A 17,376-nucleotide genomic window follows, 5' to 3' on the forward strand; every position below is an offset into this window, starting at 1 on the left:
GGGGAATGCTTACATGAAACTCAGTGCAATTGACGAATACGGTACGTTTCTGTACCATCAGGGAACAAACTACGCCAGCTACCGTTTGTTCGGCGCTCATTTTACCGTTCTCCGCCGCAGATCGTGCGTGCGCTTTTCCGTATGGGCTCCTCATGCCCAGAAGGTAAGCGTCGTCGGCGATTTCAACCAGTGGGACATAGAAGCCAATCCTATGGAACGGTGCGGCGCCGGCAACGGCATCTGGGTTACGTATATCGAGGGCCTGCAGGAAGGGGATATTTACAAATACGCCGTTACGACGGCGTCTGGCGAAGTGCTCATGAAGAGCGATCCCTATGCCTTCTGGTCGGAAGTGCGCCCCAACACGGCCTCTAAAATCACCAAGCTCCGCTATACGTGGAAGGACAAAAAATGGCAGAACAGCCGCGAGCAGTACGACTCGTACCGCAAGCCTATGCTGACCTACGAAGTGCATCTCGGCTCGTGGTGCCGCGACGAAGAAGGCAATATGCTGACGTACCGCGAAATCGCCGACAAGCTCGTGGAATACGTCACGTCTATGAACTATACGCACATCGAAATCATGCCACTGTGCGAATATCCCTTCGACGGCTCGTGGGGCTATCAGGCGACGGGGTACTTCTCGGCGACGAGCCGCTACGGCGAGCCGGAAGACTTCATGTACCTCGTCGACACATGCCATAAGCACGGCATCGGCGTCATCCTCGACTGGGTGCCGGGCCATTTCTGCCGCGATGCCCACGGTCTGCGCTATTTCGACGGCGAGCCCTGCTATGAATCGGGCAACCCCATGCTGGCAGAAAACAAAGAATGGGATACGATGAATTTCGACTATGGACGGACGGAAGTACAGTCCTTCCTCATTTCCAGCGCCATGTTCTGGCTCAGCCAGTTCCACATCGACGGCCTGCGCATCGACGCCGTGGCCAACATGCTGTATCTCGACTACGGCCATCCCGATGGAAATTGGCAGCCCAATAAGTACGGCGGCCGGGAAAACCTCGAAGCCATCGACTTCCTGCGCAATTTAAATAAAGCTGTGTTCAGCGAATTTCCCCATGCCCTCATGATTGCCGAAGAATCGTCGGCCTGGCCGCTGGTGACCAAGCCTGTCGACGTCGGCGGCCTGGGATTCAACTATAAGTGGAATATGGGCTGGATGAACGACATGCTCCGCTACATGTCCATGGACCCGCTGTTCCGCAAGGATAATCACAATCTCGTTACGTTTTCCCTGTGCTACGCCTTTTCGGAAAACTTCATCCTGCCTTTGTCGCACGACGAAGTCGTCCACGGCAAGCACTCGCTCTTGGACAAGATGCCCGGCGACTACTGGCAGAAATTTGCCGGCCTGCGGGCTTTCTACGGCTACTGGATGTCTCATCCCGGCAAGAAGCTCCTGTTCATGGGCAGCGACTTCGGCCAGTTCATCGAATGGAAATACGACGACAGCCTCGACTGGCATCTGCTCGAATATCCCATGCACAAGGCCATGCACGACTACGTCAAGGAGCTGAATACGTATTATGTAGAGCATCCTGAATTCTGGGAAGAAGACTGCGACTGGTCGGGCTTTTCGTGGATCAGCTGCGACGACCGCGACAACAGCGTCATCGCTTTCTTCCGCAGCGGCCAGGAAACAGACGACATGACCGTCGTCGTATGCAACTTCACACCTGTCGTCCGCCATTCGTACCGCTTCGGCGTGCCGCGCAAGGGGACGTATGTCGAAGTATTCAACAGCGATTCCGAAGCCTTCGGCGGCTCCAACGTCCTCAACGAAGGCGAATTTGAAGCGCAGGATATTCCCATGCACGGCATGGAACAGTCTCTGGAGCTGACGCTGCCGCCGCTGGCGACTATATATTTACAGCTCAAGACGTCGGCCGATAAAAAAAAATCTCTGAAGGCTGGCAGCAGTACTGCCAAGACGCGGAAGACGACTGGCTCGGCTAAAAAGGCCAAGAGCAGCGAAAAGAAACCAGCTTCCAAGACGACGAGAAAACGCGCCGTTAAAAAGACGACGAAAAGCGACGCGGCGAAATAAATAGTAAACTGCATTCCAAAGGGAAAGTGGGGGAGTTAAGATGGAAAAAATATTATTCGTGGCGTCAGAAGCCGTGCCTTTTATCAAGACGGGCGGCTTAGCCGACGTCATGGGCGCTTTACCGAAGGAATTGGCCGCCAAGGGCATGGACGTCCGCCTGGTCATTCCGAAATACAGCCTGATTAAAGACGAAGCAAAGCAGCAGATGAAGCAGGTGACGACGGGGATCGTCAACCTGGCCTGGCGTCAGCTGTACTACGGCGTCGACGAAATCGATATGGACGGCGTCAAGGTATATTTCATCGACAATGAATGGTACTTCAAGCGCGACCGCCTGTACGGCTATGCCGACGACGACGAACGGTTCGCCTATTTCTGCCGCGCCGTGCTGACGATGCTGCCGCGCATCGGCTTCCAGCCCGACATCATTCACGGCAACGACTGGCATACGGGTATGCTGGGCGTCTTCTTGAAGGAAGATTTCTACCATGACGATTTCTACAAGAATATGAAATTCGTCTATACCATTCATAACCTGAAATATCAGGGGATTTATCCGGCGTCTATCATGCAGGATATCATCGGCCTGCCGCAGCACTTGTTCGACAATGGCAATCTGGAATGCGACGACTGCGTGAACTACATGAAATCGGGCATGGTCTACGCCGACTACATCACGACGGTCAGCCCGACGTACGCTCAGGAAATTACCTATCCGTACTTCGGCGAACGGCTGGACGGCTATATCCGCAGCAATCAGGACAAGGTCGTCGGCATTATCAACGGCCTCGACGAAGATGCCTATAATCCCGAAACGGACCCCTATATTGCCCAAACGTATACGTCGAAGGACGCCCGCGCCGGCAAGCGCGTCAACAAGGACGCCCTGCGCAAGGAATTGGGGCTGCGCATCAAGCGCGGCGTGCCCATGGTCGCCATGGTATCGCGCCTCGTCGAAGACAAGGGCATGGATTTGGTAACGCGCATTATGGACGAGCTCGTCGAAGACGACGTACAGCTGGTTATCGTCGGGACCGGCGACTGGCAGTATGAAGAAGCCTTCCGCGATTTGGCCCGCCGCTATCCGACAAAGGTATCGGCCAACATCATGTTCAACGAAGGCCTGGCGCACCGCGTCTATGCGGCGGCGGATATCTTCCTCATGCCCTCGCGGTATGAACCGTGCGGACTGAGTCAGCTCATCGCCCTGAGATACGGCGCCGTGCCCGTCGTCCGCGAAACGGGCGGCCTGCGAGACACCGTCGTTCCCTTTGATAAATACAAAAATCAGGGCAACGGTCTGACGTTCCCGAACTTCAATGCTCATGAACTGTTGTTTACGGCAAAGACGGCTTTGGGATACTACGAAGATACTGCCTTGTGGGATCACATCGTCAAGAACGCCATGGAAAGCGACTACAGCTGGAAGCGTTCGGCTCAGGCGTATGCAGACTTGTACAAAAAGGTATTGAACCGATAAGAACAATACAGCCAAATCCCCCGCCGTACTTGCTCGGCGGGGGATTTTACAAAAAAGGAGATTTCATGGATTTAGGACTGTATCACAATTCACATGAATTTTATTGCCGCTCTGTTTTCGGCGCCGTTCCCTCGGGCAGCCAGGTCGTCCTGCGCCTGCGGGCCGACAAAAATATAGAAGAAAACTGGCAGGCCAGCGTGCGCCTGTGGCAGAGCAACGCCGGCGAAACGATCGTTCCCATGACCTGGGAAGGCGAGGCCTTCAAGGCGACGCTGACCATGCCGGATAAGGGGTGCCTCCTTTGGTACTATTTCATCGTTTCCTACGACGGCAAGACCGTCTATTACGGCAATAACCACGAGCAGCTCGGCGGCAAGGGCCGCATTACGGCTCAGGAGCCGCCGTCCTATCAGATTACCGTATACGATAAGGACGTCAAGACGCCGGACTGGTTCAAGAATGCCATCGTCTATCAGATTTTTCCCGACCGGTTCCGCCGCGGCAAGGACACGACGGCGGTGCTTACGGGCAAGACGGGCGCCGTCATTCACAGCGACTGGGACGACATACCGGCCTATTGGAAGAACCCCGATACGGGAGAGATTGCCTTTTACGATTTTTACGGCGGCAACCTGGCGGGTATCCGGGAAAAGTTTTCGTATCTGAAAGAATTAGGCGTTACGGCGATTTACCTCAACCCTATTTTTGAAAGCTGCACGAACCATCGCTACAGCACGGCCGATTACCACCGCGTCGATCCCTTCCTGGGGACGAACGAAGAGTTTGCCGCGTTCTGCCGGGCAGCTAAGGACGAGGGTCTGGCCGTCATCCTGGACGGCGTGTTCAGCCATACGGGGGCCGACAGCATTTATTTCAACCGCTTCGGCCATTACGACAGCGTCGGCGCCTACCAGTCCAAGGAATCGCCGTACTATTCGTGGTACCGGTTTAAGGAATACCCGAACGACTACGAGTCGTGGTGGGGCGTCATGGATTTGCCAAACGTAGAGGAAACAGAGCCGTCGTATATGGATTTTGTCATCCATAACGACGACAGCGTGCTGCGCTACTGGATGCGCCAGGGCATCAGCGGCTGGCGTCTCGACGTCGTCGACGAGCTGCCGGCGGCGTTTCTCCGCGATTTCTATAAGACGCTGAAGGAAGAAAACCCCGAGGCCGTGCTCATTGGAGAAGTGTGGGAAGACGCGTCGAATAAGATCAGCTACGGCGAACAGCGCGAATACCTGTGCGGCTATGAGCTCGACAGCGCCATGAACTACGCCTTGCGGACGATTGCCGTCGATTTCATCATGGGGCGCAAGGAAGGACGGCGCATGCTGGCTGAAATGACCCACCTCATTGAGAATTATCCGCCTGAGCACTTTTACGCCATGCTCAACCTCATCGGCAGCCACGATATCGAACGCATCCTGACGGTCCTGGCCAAGGACGCCGATACGAATACGCTCTCGGCTGAGGACATCGCCAAGAAGCGCCTGCACCTGCTTCTGGCCTGGCAGATGACGATGCCCGGCGCGCCCTGTATTTATTACGGCGACGAAGCCGGCGTGACCGGCGGAAAGGACCCGGACAACCGCCGCACCTATCCATGGGGGCATGAGGACGAAGAAATCCTGTCGTGGACGAAAGAGCTGACAGGACTGCGCCGCCGCAGCGACGCCCTGCGGACGGGCCGTTTCATCCCGCTGTACGCCGACGGCGATGTCTTCGCTTACGCCCGCAGTATTGAAGGCGGCCGGGATATATTCGGCCAGAAAAAAGAAGACGGCTTTTTTATTATCGTCATGAATAAAAACACCACGTCCTTGCGGACGGTCAGCGTGTACACGAACGGATTGGCCTACGGCGAGCTGACCAACGCTTTGTATCCCCGCATGAAGCCTATCCGCACGATCAACAGCCGCTTCACCCTGACGCTGCCGCCTCTGAGCGCCGTCATCCTGAAAGGGCAGGAAGCCCGCAAAAAACGGGCCGGCGTCCTCCTGCATCCGACGTCGCTGCCTTCGGCAGGCGGGAACGGCGACCTGGGACCCAACGCCTATCGGTTTATCGATTTTCTCAAGACGGCCGGCCAGAGCCTATGGCAGATCCTGCCGCTGACGCCGCCGCTCATGGGCGATTCGCCCTATCTGGCCCGATCGGCCTTTGCCGGGAACGAACGGCTCATTTCCCTCGACGTGCTGCACGAATGGGGATGGCTGTCTGCTGAAGAGCTGTGCGAATATAAAGAAGCTGTCGGGAAGACGAAATCCTGGGACGAAGCCTGGAAGGTCAAGAAGGACGCGCTCTGGCGCATGTCCCATAAGAAAGACCTGAACGTGCCGTGGTCGCCTTATGCCGATTTCTGCAAGGAAAACGCCTACTGGCTCGACGACTACGCCTTGTTCCGGTCCGTCAGCGATTTCTTCGGCGGCAAGGTCTGGACAGAATGGCCCGACAACATCCGCTGCCACGCTGCCGACGGCGTAGCCTATTATAAAAAAGAATTGTCCGGCGCTATATCCCATTATAAATTCTTGCAGTATATTTTCTACTGCCAGTGGCAGTCCCTGCGGAAATATGCCCATGACAACGGCGTGCAGATCCTCGGCGACATGCCCATGTTTGTCGCTCACAACAGCGCCGACTGCTGGGCTCATCAGGAGCTGTTCCAGCTGGACGAAGGCGGAAATCCTACGGCCGTCGCCGGCGTGCCGCCTGATTATTTCAGCGTCGACGGCCAGCTGTGGGGCAATCCGCTGTACGACTACGAGGCCATGGCTGCCGACGGCTATCGCTGGTGGGTAGAGCGGTTCCGCGCGATATACCAGTTTGTAGACGAAGTGCGCATCGACCATTTCCGCGGCCTCGAATCGTACTGGGCTGTGCCCGCCGAAGCCAAGACGGCCCGCGAAGGCGCCTGGGTCAAAGGGCCGGGCCTCGACCTGTTCCGTGCCGTGTATAAAGAGCTCGGTTTCCTGCCCATGGTGGCGGAGGATCTGGGCATCATTACGGACGACGTATGCGCCCTGAAAGACGCCCTGCGCCTGCCAGGCATGAAGATACTCCATTTCCACATGGCAGAACGGGCCGACGGCCGGTATTCCTTTGATACAGAGCCGAACTGTCTCGTCTACACGGGAACGCACGACAACAACACGACGCTGGGCTGGTATGAAGAAGACCTGGACGAATCGGAACGGCTACAGCTGCGCCAGGCCTTGGGCCTGCCGGACGACGCCGCGCCGGAAGCTGTCGTCCGCGCCGTCATCGCCTACGTTTACAGCCGCCGCGCCGAAACGGCCGTCGTACCCCTGCAGGACATACTGGCCCTGCCGGGAAACTGCCGCATGAACGTACCCGGCGTTGCCGAAGGAAACTGGCAGTGGCAGATGGACGGCGGCATGCTCAAGCTGGACATCGCCAAATGGCTGTCTGAATTATGCAAAGAATACGGACGGTAACTGCGCCCGTTTCAGAGGGGGAAGAGACGCATGTCTGATATGACAGATAAAAATGAAAAATTTAAACGGGCCTTGGAAGTCCACGCCCAGCTGCACGGCAAACTAGCCATTCACAGCAAATTGCGGGCCGATTCCAAGGAAGCCCTGTCCATCTTATATACGCCCGGCGTCGCCGCGCCGTGCCTGGAAATCGCCCAGGATAAAGAGCTGGCCTATACGTATACCGGCAAGGGCAACGACGTGGCCGTCATTACCGACGGCAGCGCCGTCCTGGGGTTGGGGAATATCGGCCCTGATGCGGCCATGCCGGTCATGGAAGGGAAGTGCCTGCTGTTCAGCGAGTTTGCCGGCATCAACGCCGTGCCCCTGTGCGTAGGCACGCAGGACGTAGACGAATTTGTCCGCTTCGTCCAGCTGGCCAGCCCGTCCTTTGGCGGGATCAACCTGGAAGATATCAGCAGCCCGCGCTGCTTTGAAATCGAAAAGCGGCTTCGCGAAACGCTGAATATCCCCGTGTTCCACGACGATCAGCACGGCACGGCCATCATCGTCCTGGCCGGCGTCATCAACGCGCTGGAGTATTTAGGAAAGTCTGCCGAAACGGCGTCGGTCGTCATCAACGGCGCCGGCGCAGCCGGCATCAGCATCGCCAATCTGCTGCTGGAATATGGTTTTACAGACGTGACGCTCTGCGACATCAACGGCGCCGTCTGTGAAGGCGACGATACGCTCAATCCGGCTCAGGCCGCTATGGCGAAGCGGACGAACCGCCGTCACGCCAAGGGCAGCCTGAAGGATGTACTGGCAGGCAAGGACGTGTTTATCGGCGTGTCCCGCGGCGGCCTCGTGTCCCAGGAAATGATTGCCTCGATGGCTGAGAAAAACGTCGTCTTCGCCATGGCCAATCCCATCCCGGAAATCTATCCCGACGAAGCGAAGGCTGCCGGTGCGTCCGTCGTCGGCTCGGGCCGATCCGATTTCCCCAATCAGGTCAACAACGTCCTCGTATTTCCGGGGATTTTCCGCGGGGCTATCGACTGCCATGCGTCGGATATCAGTGAAGGCATGAAGCTGGCGGCGGCGAGAGCCATTGCCGACGTAGCGAAGCAGGACGGTCTGCGGGAAGACTACATCCTGCCCGACGCCTTCGACCATCGCGTCACCATCGCCGTGGCGGCTGCCGTTGCCGAGGCGGCGGCGAAAGAAGGCATTGCCGGCAATCCCTTGACCTATGAAGAGGAAGCGGCAAAGGCCGAAGCCTTTTTGAAGGAAGTATAGCAGATATGAAAGCACCGGCGTCATCTGGCAGTGACGCCGGTGTTTTTCGTTTCTGCTCGGAAAAAAGCAGGGACACAAGACGCCTGCGTCGAATATTATACTATTACGGTATGTTGCGAACGGATTCTATACAGGCGGTGATATTGTGCATATCCATTACATGCATATTGAAAATTATCGAAACTTGACAGACGTGGAGATGACCTTTCACGAAAAGGCCAACTATCTCGTCGGTGAAAACGCTATCGGCAAAAGCGGGTTTCTGCGCCTGCTGTCGGTTATGAGCGAAGGCTTCGGCATCAGGGAAGACGATTACGCCGACCCGGAAAAGCCGATTATTGTCACGCTGGAAATGCATTTGCTGCGAAATCAGAACGAATACTTTGCCGCCTTTCCCGACGAGCAGCGGGAAACGATGACGGTGCGCCTGGAAAAGCGAGTGGAAGAAATCTATCCCCGGCTGTATGACGTGGAGCGGAATGAAGAACTGCCTCTTGACCTGATACGCTGTATCCATTATCTGCCGAATTCCGTCGTCGAACCGGAGGAACTCAAAGTGCCGGCTACGGTATACCGCGCGCTGGAACGGCGGCTGTATCAGTGGGAGCATTCCCATGATAACGGACTGGACGAAGATACGCAGGCCTTTATCCATCATGAAGTGCAGGTAGGCAGCCTCGACTCGTCGTATTTTGTCAATATCTTCCTCTTGTCCCGCATCCTGAGCCGCCAGGATCGCTCGACAGCCGACAACATGAAGTTTATTTCCCTCGTCGCCCTGCGTATCCTCACGCAGATTTTCATCATGTCCCGAAGCAAGGCCATGCCCCTGGAGCAGAGCCTGATTATCGACGGCAAGGGGCGGCGCTATTTGCCTCTCGTCGTATCTATCGACGAGCCGGAGGTGCACCTCCATCCATACATGCAGCGGTCTATTTTAAATTATTACAAGCAGCTCCTGAGCAACGGCGATTCCCGCTTCTGCGAGCTCCTGAAGGATTTGTTCGGCATCGACGGCCTGCGGGGGCAGCTGTTCATCGTCACGCACTCGACAGACGCCCTCGTCGACGATTACCGCAATATCGTCCGCCTGTACCGCGGCGACGCCGGTCAGGTCTGCGCGGCCTGCGGAGCGACCTTTCATTTCAGCGAGGAAATCGAGAAGCACCTGATCATGCATTTCCCCGAAGTGAAGGAGGCCCTGTATTCGCGGAGCGTCCTCGTCGTCGAAGGGGAAACGGAGTTCGGCTGCTTCCAGCTGTTCGGCACGACGCTGGGGCTGCCCTTTGACTACTACGGCATCTGCCTCATCAACGCCCGCGGCGAAAGCTCGATTTCAAAGATAAAGAAGCTTCTGGAATACTTCAAGATTCCCACCGTCGCCTTATACGACGCCGACGTAAAGGGCGGCCATAAGGGCGAGACGGGCGTGTTCTTTACCGACGAAATTTGCTTTGAAATGGATTTGGCCAAGACGATGATCGACATGGGCCGCCGCCGCGAGCTGGACCGCATCATCAATACCGTAGCCGGCGAGCACGGCCGGGCCACGTCGGACATGATTAAAAAGGCCTGCCGCAAGCTGGACGTCAATTTCCACGACTATCCGCCGCGCATGCTGGGCAACGTCAACGCCCGCAATATCAAGGCACTGTACATCTATTATTTTGCCTGGCTGTACAGCAACAAGGGCGTCATCCTAGGCCGGCTCCTGGGGCAGTCCCTGCGCAGCCAGGAAATCCCCAGGGCCTTTGTCAAGGTCATCGAAGAGGCCGGCAAACTGGCAAAAGTATAAGCTGCCTTGCAGCAGACATTAGAGCAGGAGTTATCGTATAGTATGAAATTGTTTATCGCAGAGAAGCCCAGCATGGCCAGGGAACTGGCAAAATGCCTCCCGCAGCCGCAGCGGCAGGAAAAGGGCTTTATCCGTACGGGCGGCGGCATCGTCACCTGGGCCTACGGCCACATGCTGCAGCAGGCGGAGCCGCAGGATTATAATCGGCAATACAAGCAGTGGAAGGACGCCGATTTGCCCATTATTCCAGAGCATTGGAAGCTGCTCGTCAGCCCGAACAGCAGGGAGCAGTTCGACGTCATCTGCCGCCTCATCGGCGACGCCGACTCCATCGTCCATGCCGGCGACCCTGACAGGGAAGGGCAGCTTCTGATTGACGAAATACTGGATTATGTAGGCAATACGAAGCGCGTTGAGCGCATCTTGTTGAACGCCCTCGACGAAAAGAGCATTGGAGAAGCCCTTCGTGATTTGCGGGATAACGGCGATTTTTCTCATCTCAAAGAATCGGCCCTGGCCCGCAGCCGCGCCGACTGGCTCATCGGCATGAACCTGTCGCGGGCTTATACGCTGGCCGCCCGCCGGCAGGGACACCGCGTCGTATTTCCCATCGGCCGGGTTAAGACGCCGACGCTGGCCTTAGTCGTCCGCCGCCAGCGGGAAATCGACAATTTCAAGCCCGTGACCTATTACGTCGTCAAGGCGCAGTTCAATCATGCCAAGGGCGTCATTACAGCCCAGTGGCAGCCTGGCGATACGCAGGCCGGCCTCGATTCGGAAGGTCGCTGCATCGATAAAAAGAAAGCTGAAGAAATAGTAGAAAGGCTGCGCGCTCAGCCCGATGGAACGATTGCCGAAGGGAAGAAGACGAAAAAGAAGGAAGCGCAGCGGCTGCCCTTGTCCTTGTCGTCCCTGCAGGTGCTGGCAGGTAAGCGCTACGGCTACAGCCCCCAGCAGGTATTGGACGCAGCCCAGCAGCTGTACGAACGCAAGCTGACGACGTATCCCCGTTCAGACTGCGAGTATCTGCCCTTGAATCAGCGAAAGGACGTGCCGGCTATTTTAGCTAATTTAGGCCGCCTTTCAGATAAAACCTTGCCCCAATGGGCCGGGCGGGCCGACGGCAGCATCAAGAGCCGGGCCTGGAACGACGGCAAGATTACGGCGCACCACGCGATCATCCCGACGACGGTGCCCTGTCCGTACGATAAGCTGACGGCTGTCCAGCGAAATATATATTTCCTCATTGCCCAGGCCTACATGGCGCAGTTTTATCCTGTCCACGAATATATACAGAACCGCGTCGTCATCGCCGCCGCCGGCGAGCAGTTCGTCGCCCACGGCAAAACCGTTGTCGTGTTGGGCTGGAAAGAGCTGTATCAGTCCGATGCAGACGATGATGACGAAAAAGGAGAGCTGCCGCCGGTCCGCAAGGGCGACGGCGTCCAGTTCCGCCGCGGCAAGGTCGAAGAAAAGGCTACGAAGGCGCCGCCGCGGTTTACTTCGTCGACGCTTCTTCAGGCGATGAAGGAAATTTATAAATACGTCAAGGACGATTCGCTGAAGAAAAAGCTCAAGGAAGTGCAGGGCATCGGCACGGAGGCGACGCGGGCCACGATTATCGGCGAGCTCATCGAGCGGAAATTTTTAGTCGAAGAAGGGAAAAAGAAGTACCTGAAACCGACGGATATGGCCTATCTTCTCGTCGATTCCCTGCCGGACGAGCTGCTGTATCCCGATGAAACGGCTGTTTGGGAAGAACGGCTGTACCAGATGAGCCTGGGAAAGGACAGCCTAGCCGACTTTCTCAGCGCCCAGGAATTATTTTTGCGCAAGCTCATTGCGGCAGCCCGGAACAATGACGGAACGCCGCAGCCAAAGGAAGGGCGCGTGTGCCCTCAATGCGGCGGCGCTATGGTACGCCGCCATGGAAAGTACGGCGATTTCTGGGGCTGTACCAACTATCCCAAATGCCGACATACGGAGCGCATCGATGCGCCGCCTGCGTCGGCGGCCGGCGATGGTTCATCTTATATTTGTCCGCGCTGCAAAGAGGGAATCTTTGTCCGCCGCAGCGGCCCGTACGGTCCGTTTTGGGCCTGCAGCAAAGAAGGCTGCCGCACGACCTGCGCCGATGTGAACGGCGTTCCCAGCATTTATGCTGCTTCGTCGGGAACATAATCCTGCCGGGGACGGGATACGGCGCGAGCGTCTGCGACGTATAGTACTGCAGAAGAGAGGAGGGGCGAAGGATGGATACCGTGCAGGCCCGGCAGTGGTGCCGCCAACGGAAATACGATCAGGTAGCGGCTATGTACGCCCGGCAAATTGCCGCAATGGATACGTGGGGGCCGTGGGACTACTATTATTACGCTTACAGCCTGAGCAAGCTGAAAGAATATGCCGAAGGGCGGGAGATTTCCCGCCGGTGCATCATGGCCTTTCCCGACTTCGCCCAAATCCGGGACGTATACGGCTGGTGCCTGTATCATCTGTACGTGCGTCCCTTTGCGCCTGGACAATCTGATGAAGGCGATTTCCGGCGGGCCGTCGAGTCCATCGTCAAGTACACCGAGCAAACGGATCAATCTCCTTATGAACGAGCTGTCTGGAAGATGATCGACGTGCTGCGCCGGCAGAAAAAAGCTACCGCTGAAGAGATAGACTCCTGGCTGACTCTCCTTAATCCTAACAGGTTGTCTTTGCAGCCGCAGGAGTACGTCAAGGACGGCGAATGGCTGAGCGGCGCGTCGTACCGCGAGCGGTGGTATGCCCTGAAGAGCGGCGTGTTGGTCAAGAAAGGGGAATATAATGCCTGCATTGCTGCCTGTGAAGAAGGGCTGCGTATTTTTACGGAATTTCACTATGACAATGACATCTGGCTCAAATATCGCATCGCCCTCTGCCGCCTTCGCCTTGGCGACATAGGCGGTGCAGAGCGAGAATTTTCCGCCCTTTTGCAGTATAAGCAGCATTGGATTATATATCGCGGGCTGTTTTACGCAGGGCAGGCGCAGAAAAGCCTGCGGAAGATGAAACAATACGGCGCCGCAGCCCTGCTCCTGCCGGGGGATATGGCTGATAAAGTCCAGTTCCTCGCTGAATTTGCCGATTCCCTGGCGGGCCAGGAGGACTTGCGGACGGAGCGGGCCCGGCACTATGCCCTGGCCCTGCGCATTCGGCAGGAAAAAGGCTGGTTCGTTCCGGAGGCTCTGCGCAGGCAGGCCGCGACGTATGAAGGGCAGATTCCCCGTAAGGCGGAGTTGCTTCGCTCGCTGCAGGCATTCTGGATACGGTGCCGGCACGACGGCGAAGAAGAAAAGCAGGGCTTTATCTCGGCCGTTCTGCCGGGAGGACGGGCCGGGTTTATCAAGGAATACGGCGGGCCGTCCTATTATTTCAAACGCGATGCCCTCCTGGGGCTGGACGCCGAGGCAGGGACGTACGTCACCTTTTTCGTCGAAGTCGGCCAGGATCGCTTTGGCGGCAAGGCGTCGCGGCGGGCTGTCGATATCCGGAAAAAAGAAAGCCTGTTCTGACGATGAGTTTTTCGCATATACTTTCTCATTTTGTATGGCGACGCGGCCTGTTTTGATATATAATTTTGGTATACCACATGGAAAGGTGAAGGCACAACATGATTTTATCAGGCAAGGAAATCGTAAAACATTTGGGTAAGGAAATTATCATTACGCCCTTTCATCCCGAACGGGTCAATCCAAACAGCTATAATTTATCGTTATATAATCAGCTGATGGTATATGATGACTACGAGCTGGACATGGCCAAGCCCAATCCGGCGTCGCTTATCGACATCCCCGAAGACGGCTACGTACTGCAGCCGAATAAGCTCTATTTGGGGCGGACAAACGAGTATACGAAGACTGACGGCTATATTCCTATGTTGGAAGGCCGCTCGTCTGTCGGCCGTCTGGGCGTGTTCATCCACGTGACAGCAGGCTTCGGCGACGTTGGCTTTGCCGGCTACTGGACGCTGGAAATCTTCTGCGTCCAGCCGATCCGCATTTATCCCAACGTGGAAATCTGCCAGATTTACTACCACGACATCGACGGCGAGTACGATACATATCAGCACGGCAAATACCAGAACAATTCAGGCATTCAGCCGAGCATGCTGTGGAAGGATTTCCAGAAGAAATAATATAAGCAAAGGATATAAAGCATGTCTGCGCGCAGATATGCTTTTTTGCGAAAGGAGAAAGGCTATGAAAGAAATTGCATTGCAGGATATTCAGGGATTTCGCATCGGCAGCGCCCAGGATGAGCTGGGCGGCACGGGCTGTACTGTCCTCATATTTCCTGACGGCGCGCCCTGCGGCGTCGATATTCGCGGCGGCGGGCCGGCCAGCCGGGAGTCGGAGCTCCTCAATCCGACGGCGGCAGCGGAGAGAATTCATGCCGTACTGTTAAGCGGCGGCAGCGCCTTCGGTTTGAACGCCGCCGGCGGGGTCATGCAATATTTGGAAGAAAAGGGCATCGGCTTTCCGACGGGCATTTGCAATGTGCCCCTCGTCGTAGCGTCGTGTATTTTTGACCTGGGATGCGGCGACAACGTCCGTCCCGATGCGGCTATGGGCTATGCGGCCTGCGTCGCATCGGAGAAACATATGATCCGGGAAGGCAATTACGGCGCAGGAACCGGCGCGACAGTGGGCAAGCTCTGCGGCCCTAAAGGCATGATGAAGTCCGGCCTCGGCGTATACGCCGTCCAGGTCGGCGAGCTGAAGGTCGGCGCTGTCGTCGTCGTCAACGCCGTCGGCGACGTATTGGATGAACATAATGAAATCATCGCCGGCATGCTGAACGACGACGGCACGGGATTTGCCGATACGCGCCGCGTCATGCTGGAAGAATACGGCATGCACGATACGCTCTTTTCCCTGCGGGCGGCGGCCGGTACGACGAATACGACGATCGGCGCTGTCGTCACGAACGGCAAGTTCGATAAAAGTCACATGAAAAAAATCGCCGCTTTGGCCAGTAACGGCTTTGTGCGGACAATCCGGCCGGTCAACACGACAGCTGACGGCGATTCCTTGTATGCCCTGAGCGTCGGCGACGTAGAAGCCGATGTCAGCACGACGGGGACGATTGCCGCTTACGTCGTAGAACAAGCCGTACGCCGCGCCGTATTGACGGCGGAACAGGCATACGGCGTTCCGGCGGCTAAAAGCTTAACTACCTATTAATAAAAAACGGATTTACCATGCAGGCGTCTGATTCGCCAGGCTGCAGGTAAATCCGTTTTTGCGTTTTATATGAGTTTGATTAATACGACGCCGGCAATCATCGTCGCTACGCCGCATATGCCCAGAGGACGTATGCGCAGGCCGAAGAAGCGGGCGTCTACAGTCGTCGTCAGAATCAGGCCCAGGGCGCCGAACATGGCGTAGGCGATGCTCAAATCCATGATGCGGATGAGATGAGCCAGGCAGAAGAATGACAAGACGACAAAGGAGAGAGCGGCTATGCCGTACCGCTTTTGCGTAAATCCATTCGACTTTTTCAGACAAATATTGGCGCACAGGTCTAACCCGACGGCGCCGACGAGGAGCAGTATGCCCAAAAGATTAACTGTCATGAGAAGCAGCCTCCTTTTCCGGCAGGGACGTGCCCAGTTTAATCATGGCGAGTCCTGATAAAATGACAAAAAATCCTAATAGTTTCAGCGGCGGCATGGGTTCGTGAAATACGGACCAGGCGATGCATACTGTGCCGACGAGGCCGACGCCTTCCCATACGGCATAAGCCAGGCTGATGGGGATGCGGACGACGGCTTTACTGAGGACGAAATAAGACAATAACATACAAGAAATCATCGTAATATAGCCTTCGGAACCGCCCTGCATGGTAAAGTATTTCATCGACGACGTGCCCGTCAGCTCCAGCATAATCGCTAAAAACAACATAAACCAACAATATGCTGCAGTGTGCTTCATAGATAAAACATCCTTTCTGCTATCCTGTTGCCTTTTCTAGTTCCATTGGCTATACTAAGTATAAAGTATGGTGCAGCACCATAGTCAAGAGGTGAGTTTTATGTCAAAGAAATACCTGAAAACAGGAGAATTTGCCAGCTTGTGCGGTGTGACAAAGGATACGCTGTTTCACTATGATGACATCGGCCTGCTCAAACCGGCCCGGGTCGGCGAGAACGGCTATCGTCTCTACGGCCTGTACCAGCTGGATACGTTCGATTTAATCAGCGTGCTCAAAGAAGTAGGGCTGACCTTACATGAAATCAAAGCGTATATTGAACGGCGAAATACGACGGAGTTTTTGCAGATGCTCAAAGAGCAGGACAAAGCCCTGGCGGCGGAAATTGAACGATTGAAACGCTTGCGGCGTATTTTAAAAAATACCATAGAGACTACGCAGAAGTCTCTTCATGTTCCTATCGACACTATTCAGTTTGTAGAAAAAGAGGAAGAATACTTTATCATTACGGACGGCCAGCGGAAGCAGGATGAAAAGTCCGTCGTAGAGGCAATCAGCGAACACTTCAAATACTGCAACGCCCACCGTACGTACAACACCTTTACAATCGGCGAAATCATCGGGGAACAAGCGATTGCAGATCGGACCTATTACACGCAGTATTATTGCTCTAAAATCGACAAGCCCGTCCGGAGCAGGCACTGCCACGTCAAGCCGGCCGGCTTGTACGCCGTCAAATACATACAGGACTCGTACGACATGCTGCCCGAGGCGTATCGGCAGTTTGTCAACGAGGTGCAAGCCTTGGGATACAGGCTGTGCGGCAAGATATATGAAGAGGATATGCTCAATTATTTGACGGAAAAAGACGACGAAAACTATTTGCTGCGAATTGAAGGGCAGGTAGAGCCTGTGACCTGAGCGATGTATACGAAGAAAGCTATTGACTTTTGCAGACAAAAAAAGAAAGCATGAGGACGACGATGCGTATCTCATGCTTTCTTATATTGGTGACCCAGTAGAGATTCGAACTCTAGACCCACAGCTTAGAAGGCTGTTGCTCTATCCAGCTGAGCTACTGAGTCATAACGAAAATGGAGCGGGTGATGGGAATCGAACCCACGTAACCAGCTTGGAAGGCTGGCGCTCTACCATTGAGCTACACCCGCATGCTGCGATATGGTCGGAGCAGCAGGATTTGAACCTGCGACCCCCTGGTCCCAAGCCAGGTGCGCTACCAAACTGCGCTATGCCCCGCCAACAAAAAGTATTATATCGTGAATGAGTAATTTTGTCAAATTATTTTTTCACAAAGACGAGGACTATCGTATCG

Annotated in this window: 12 protein-coding genes and 3 tRNA genes; 10 read left to right on the forward strand and 5 right to left on the reverse strand. The window is 55.7% G+C overall.

The features are described 5' to 3' along the window. Positions 1 to 13 precede the first annotated feature (13 nt). From glgB to B5F80_RS03060, 9 genes are all read left to right on the forward strand, one after another. Entirely contained in the window at positions 14 to 2,068 is a 2,055-nt protein-coding gene (glgB, locus tag B5F80_RS03020; RefSeq protein WP_087477343.1) for a 1,4-alpha-glucan branching protein GlgB, read from the forward strand. Between the two features lie 40 nt (positions 2,069 to 2,108). Beyond that, positions 2,109 to 3,548 carry a glycogen synthase GlgA gene (gene glgA / locus B5F80_RS03025; RefSeq protein WP_087477344.1) on the forward strand — a complete coding sequence of 480 codons (1,440 nt, stop codon included), beginning with the start codon at positions 2,109 to 2,111 and terminating at the stop codon, positions 3,546 to 3,548. Between the two features lie 65 nt (positions 3,549 to 3,613). Then, the gene (malQ, locus tag B5F80_RS03030; protein ID WP_087477345.1) at positions 3,614 to 7,012 is read left to right on the forward strand and encodes a 4-alpha-glucanotransferase; all 3,399 of its coding nucleotides are present in this window, start codon (positions 3,614 to 3,616) and stop codon (positions 7,010 to 7,012) included. A 30-nt stretch (positions 7,013 to 7,042) separates the two neighbouring features. Further along, a complete protein-coding gene (locus tag B5F80_RS03035) occupies positions 7,043 to 8,290 on the forward strand; it encodes an NADP-dependent malic enzyme (protein ID WP_239386291.1) in 1,248 nt (415 codons plus the stop codon). Positions 8,291 to 8,435: 145 nt separating this feature from the next. After that, positions 8,436 to 10,085, forward strand: coding sequence for an AAA family ATPase (locus B5F80_RS03040; RefSeq protein WP_087477346.1), 1,650 nt, complete (start codon positions 8,436 to 8,438; stop codon positions 10,083 to 10,085). Between the two features lie 42 nt (positions 10,086 to 10,127). Next, positions 10,128 to 12,266, forward strand: a complete 2,139-nt coding sequence (locus B5F80_RS03045) for a DNA topoisomerase III (protein ID WP_087477347.1) — start codon at positions 10,128 to 10,130, stop codon at positions 12,264 to 12,266. Between the two features lie 71 nt (positions 12,267 to 12,337). After that, complete coding sequence (locus tag B5F80_RS03050) at positions 12,338 to 13,624, forward strand: hypothetical protein (protein ID WP_087477348.1); 1,287 nt, start codon at positions 12,338 to 12,340, stop codon at positions 13,622 to 13,624. 98 nt (positions 13,625 to 13,722) lie between these two features. Further along, positions 13,723 to 14,247 (forward strand): dCTP deaminase, encoded by a 525-nt coding sequence (gene dcd / locus B5F80_RS03055; RefSeq protein ID WP_087477349.1) that lies wholly within the window; start codon positions 13,723 to 13,725, stop codon positions 14,245 to 14,247. Between the two features lie 64 nt (positions 14,248 to 14,311). Further along, positions 14,312 to 15,295 (forward strand): P1 family peptidase, encoded by a 984-nt coding sequence (locus B5F80_RS03060; protein ID WP_087477350.1) that lies wholly within the window; start codon positions 14,312 to 14,314, stop codon positions 15,293 to 15,295. A gap of 65 nt (positions 15,296 to 15,360) precedes the next feature. Here B5F80_RS03060 and B5F80_RS03065 read toward each other — a convergent pair whose 3' ends face one another. Then, on the reverse strand, positions 15,361 to 15,687 hold the full coding sequence (locus B5F80_RS03065) for an SMR family transporter (RefSeq protein ID WP_087477351.1): 327 nt from the start codon (positions 15,685 to 15,687) through the stop codon (positions 15,361 to 15,363). Continuing rightward, on the reverse strand, positions 15,677 to 16,045 hold the full coding sequence (locus tag B5F80_RS03070) for a multidrug efflux SMR transporter (protein WP_198947357.1): 369 nt from the start codon (positions 16,043 to 16,045) through the stop codon (positions 15,677 to 15,679). The genes B5F80_RS03065 and B5F80_RS03070 overlap by 11 nt, the downstream gene beginning before the upstream one ends. 100 nt (positions 16,046 to 16,145) lie before the next feature. Between B5F80_RS03070 and B5F80_RS03075 the strand changes: the two genes are divergently transcribed. Continuing rightward, positions 16,146 to 16,964, forward strand: coding sequence for a MerR family transcriptional regulator (locus B5F80_RS03075; protein WP_087477352.1), 819 nt, complete (start codon positions 16,146 to 16,148; stop codon positions 16,962 to 16,964). An 87-nt stretch (positions 16,965 to 17,051) separates the two neighbouring features. On the opposite strand, the gene B5F80_RS03080 is transcribed toward B5F80_RS03075, so the two are convergent. The 3 genes from B5F80_RS03080 to B5F80_RS03090 form a co-directional block, all read right to left on the reverse strand. Continuing rightward, a tRNA-Arg gene (locus tag B5F80_RS03080) sits at positions 17,052 to 17,128 on the reverse strand. 10 nt (positions 17,129 to 17,138) lie between these two features. Then, positions 17,139 to 17,212 (reverse strand) — tRNA-Gly (locus B5F80_RS03085). Between the two features lie 11 nt (positions 17,213 to 17,223). Beyond that, a tRNA-Pro gene (locus B5F80_RS03090) sits at positions 17,224 to 17,300 on the reverse strand. Between the last annotated feature and the right edge of the window lie 76 nt (positions 17,301 to 17,376).

Source organism: Megasphaera sp. An286 (assembly GCF_002163455.1).
In the GTDB taxonomy this organism is placed as follows: domain Bacteria; phylum Bacillota; class Negativicutes; order Veillonellales; family Megasphaeraceae; genus Megasphaera; species Megasphaera stantonii.

Coding starts and splice junctions, on each gene's coding strand:
- glgB (WP_087477343.1), top strand. CDS start 14: ATGAAACTCAGTGCAATTGACGAATACGGTACGTTTCTGTACCATCAG.
- glgA (WP_087477344.1), top strand. CDS start 2,109: ATGGAAAAAATATTATTCGTGGCGTCAGAAGCCGTGCCTTTTATCAAG.
- malQ (WP_087477345.1), top strand. CDS start 3,614: ATGGATTTAGGACTGTATCACAATTCACATGAATTTTATTGCCGCTCT.
- B5F80_RS03035 (WP_239386291.1), top strand. CDS start 7,043: ATGTCTGATATGACAGATAAAAATGAAAAATTTAAACGGGCCTTGGAA.
- B5F80_RS03045 (WP_087477347.1), top strand. CDS start 10,128: ATGAAATTGTTTATCGCAGAGAAGCCCAGCATGGCCAGGGAACTGGCA.
- B5F80_RS03050 (WP_087477348.1), top strand. CDS start 12,338: ATGGATACCGTGCAGGCCCGGCAGTGGTGCCGCCAACGGAAATACGAT.
- dcd (WP_087477349.1), top strand. CDS start 13,723: ATGATTTTATCAGGCAAGGAAATCGTAAAACATTTGGGTAAGGAAATT.
- B5F80_RS03060 (WP_087477350.1), top strand. CDS start 14,312: ATGAAAGAAATTGCATTGCAGGATATTCAGGGATTTCGCATCGGCAGC.
- B5F80_RS03065 (WP_087477351.1), bottom strand. CDS start 15,687: ATGACAGTTAATCTTTTGGGCATACTGCTCCTCGTCGGCGCCGTCGGG.
- B5F80_RS03070 (WP_198947357.1), bottom strand. CDS start 16,045: ATGAAGCACACTGCAGCATATTGTTGGTTTATGTTGTTTTTAGCGATT.
- B5F80_RS03075 (WP_087477352.1), top strand. CDS start 16,146: ATGTCAAAGAAATACCTGAAAACAGGAGAATTTGCCAGCTTGTGCGGT.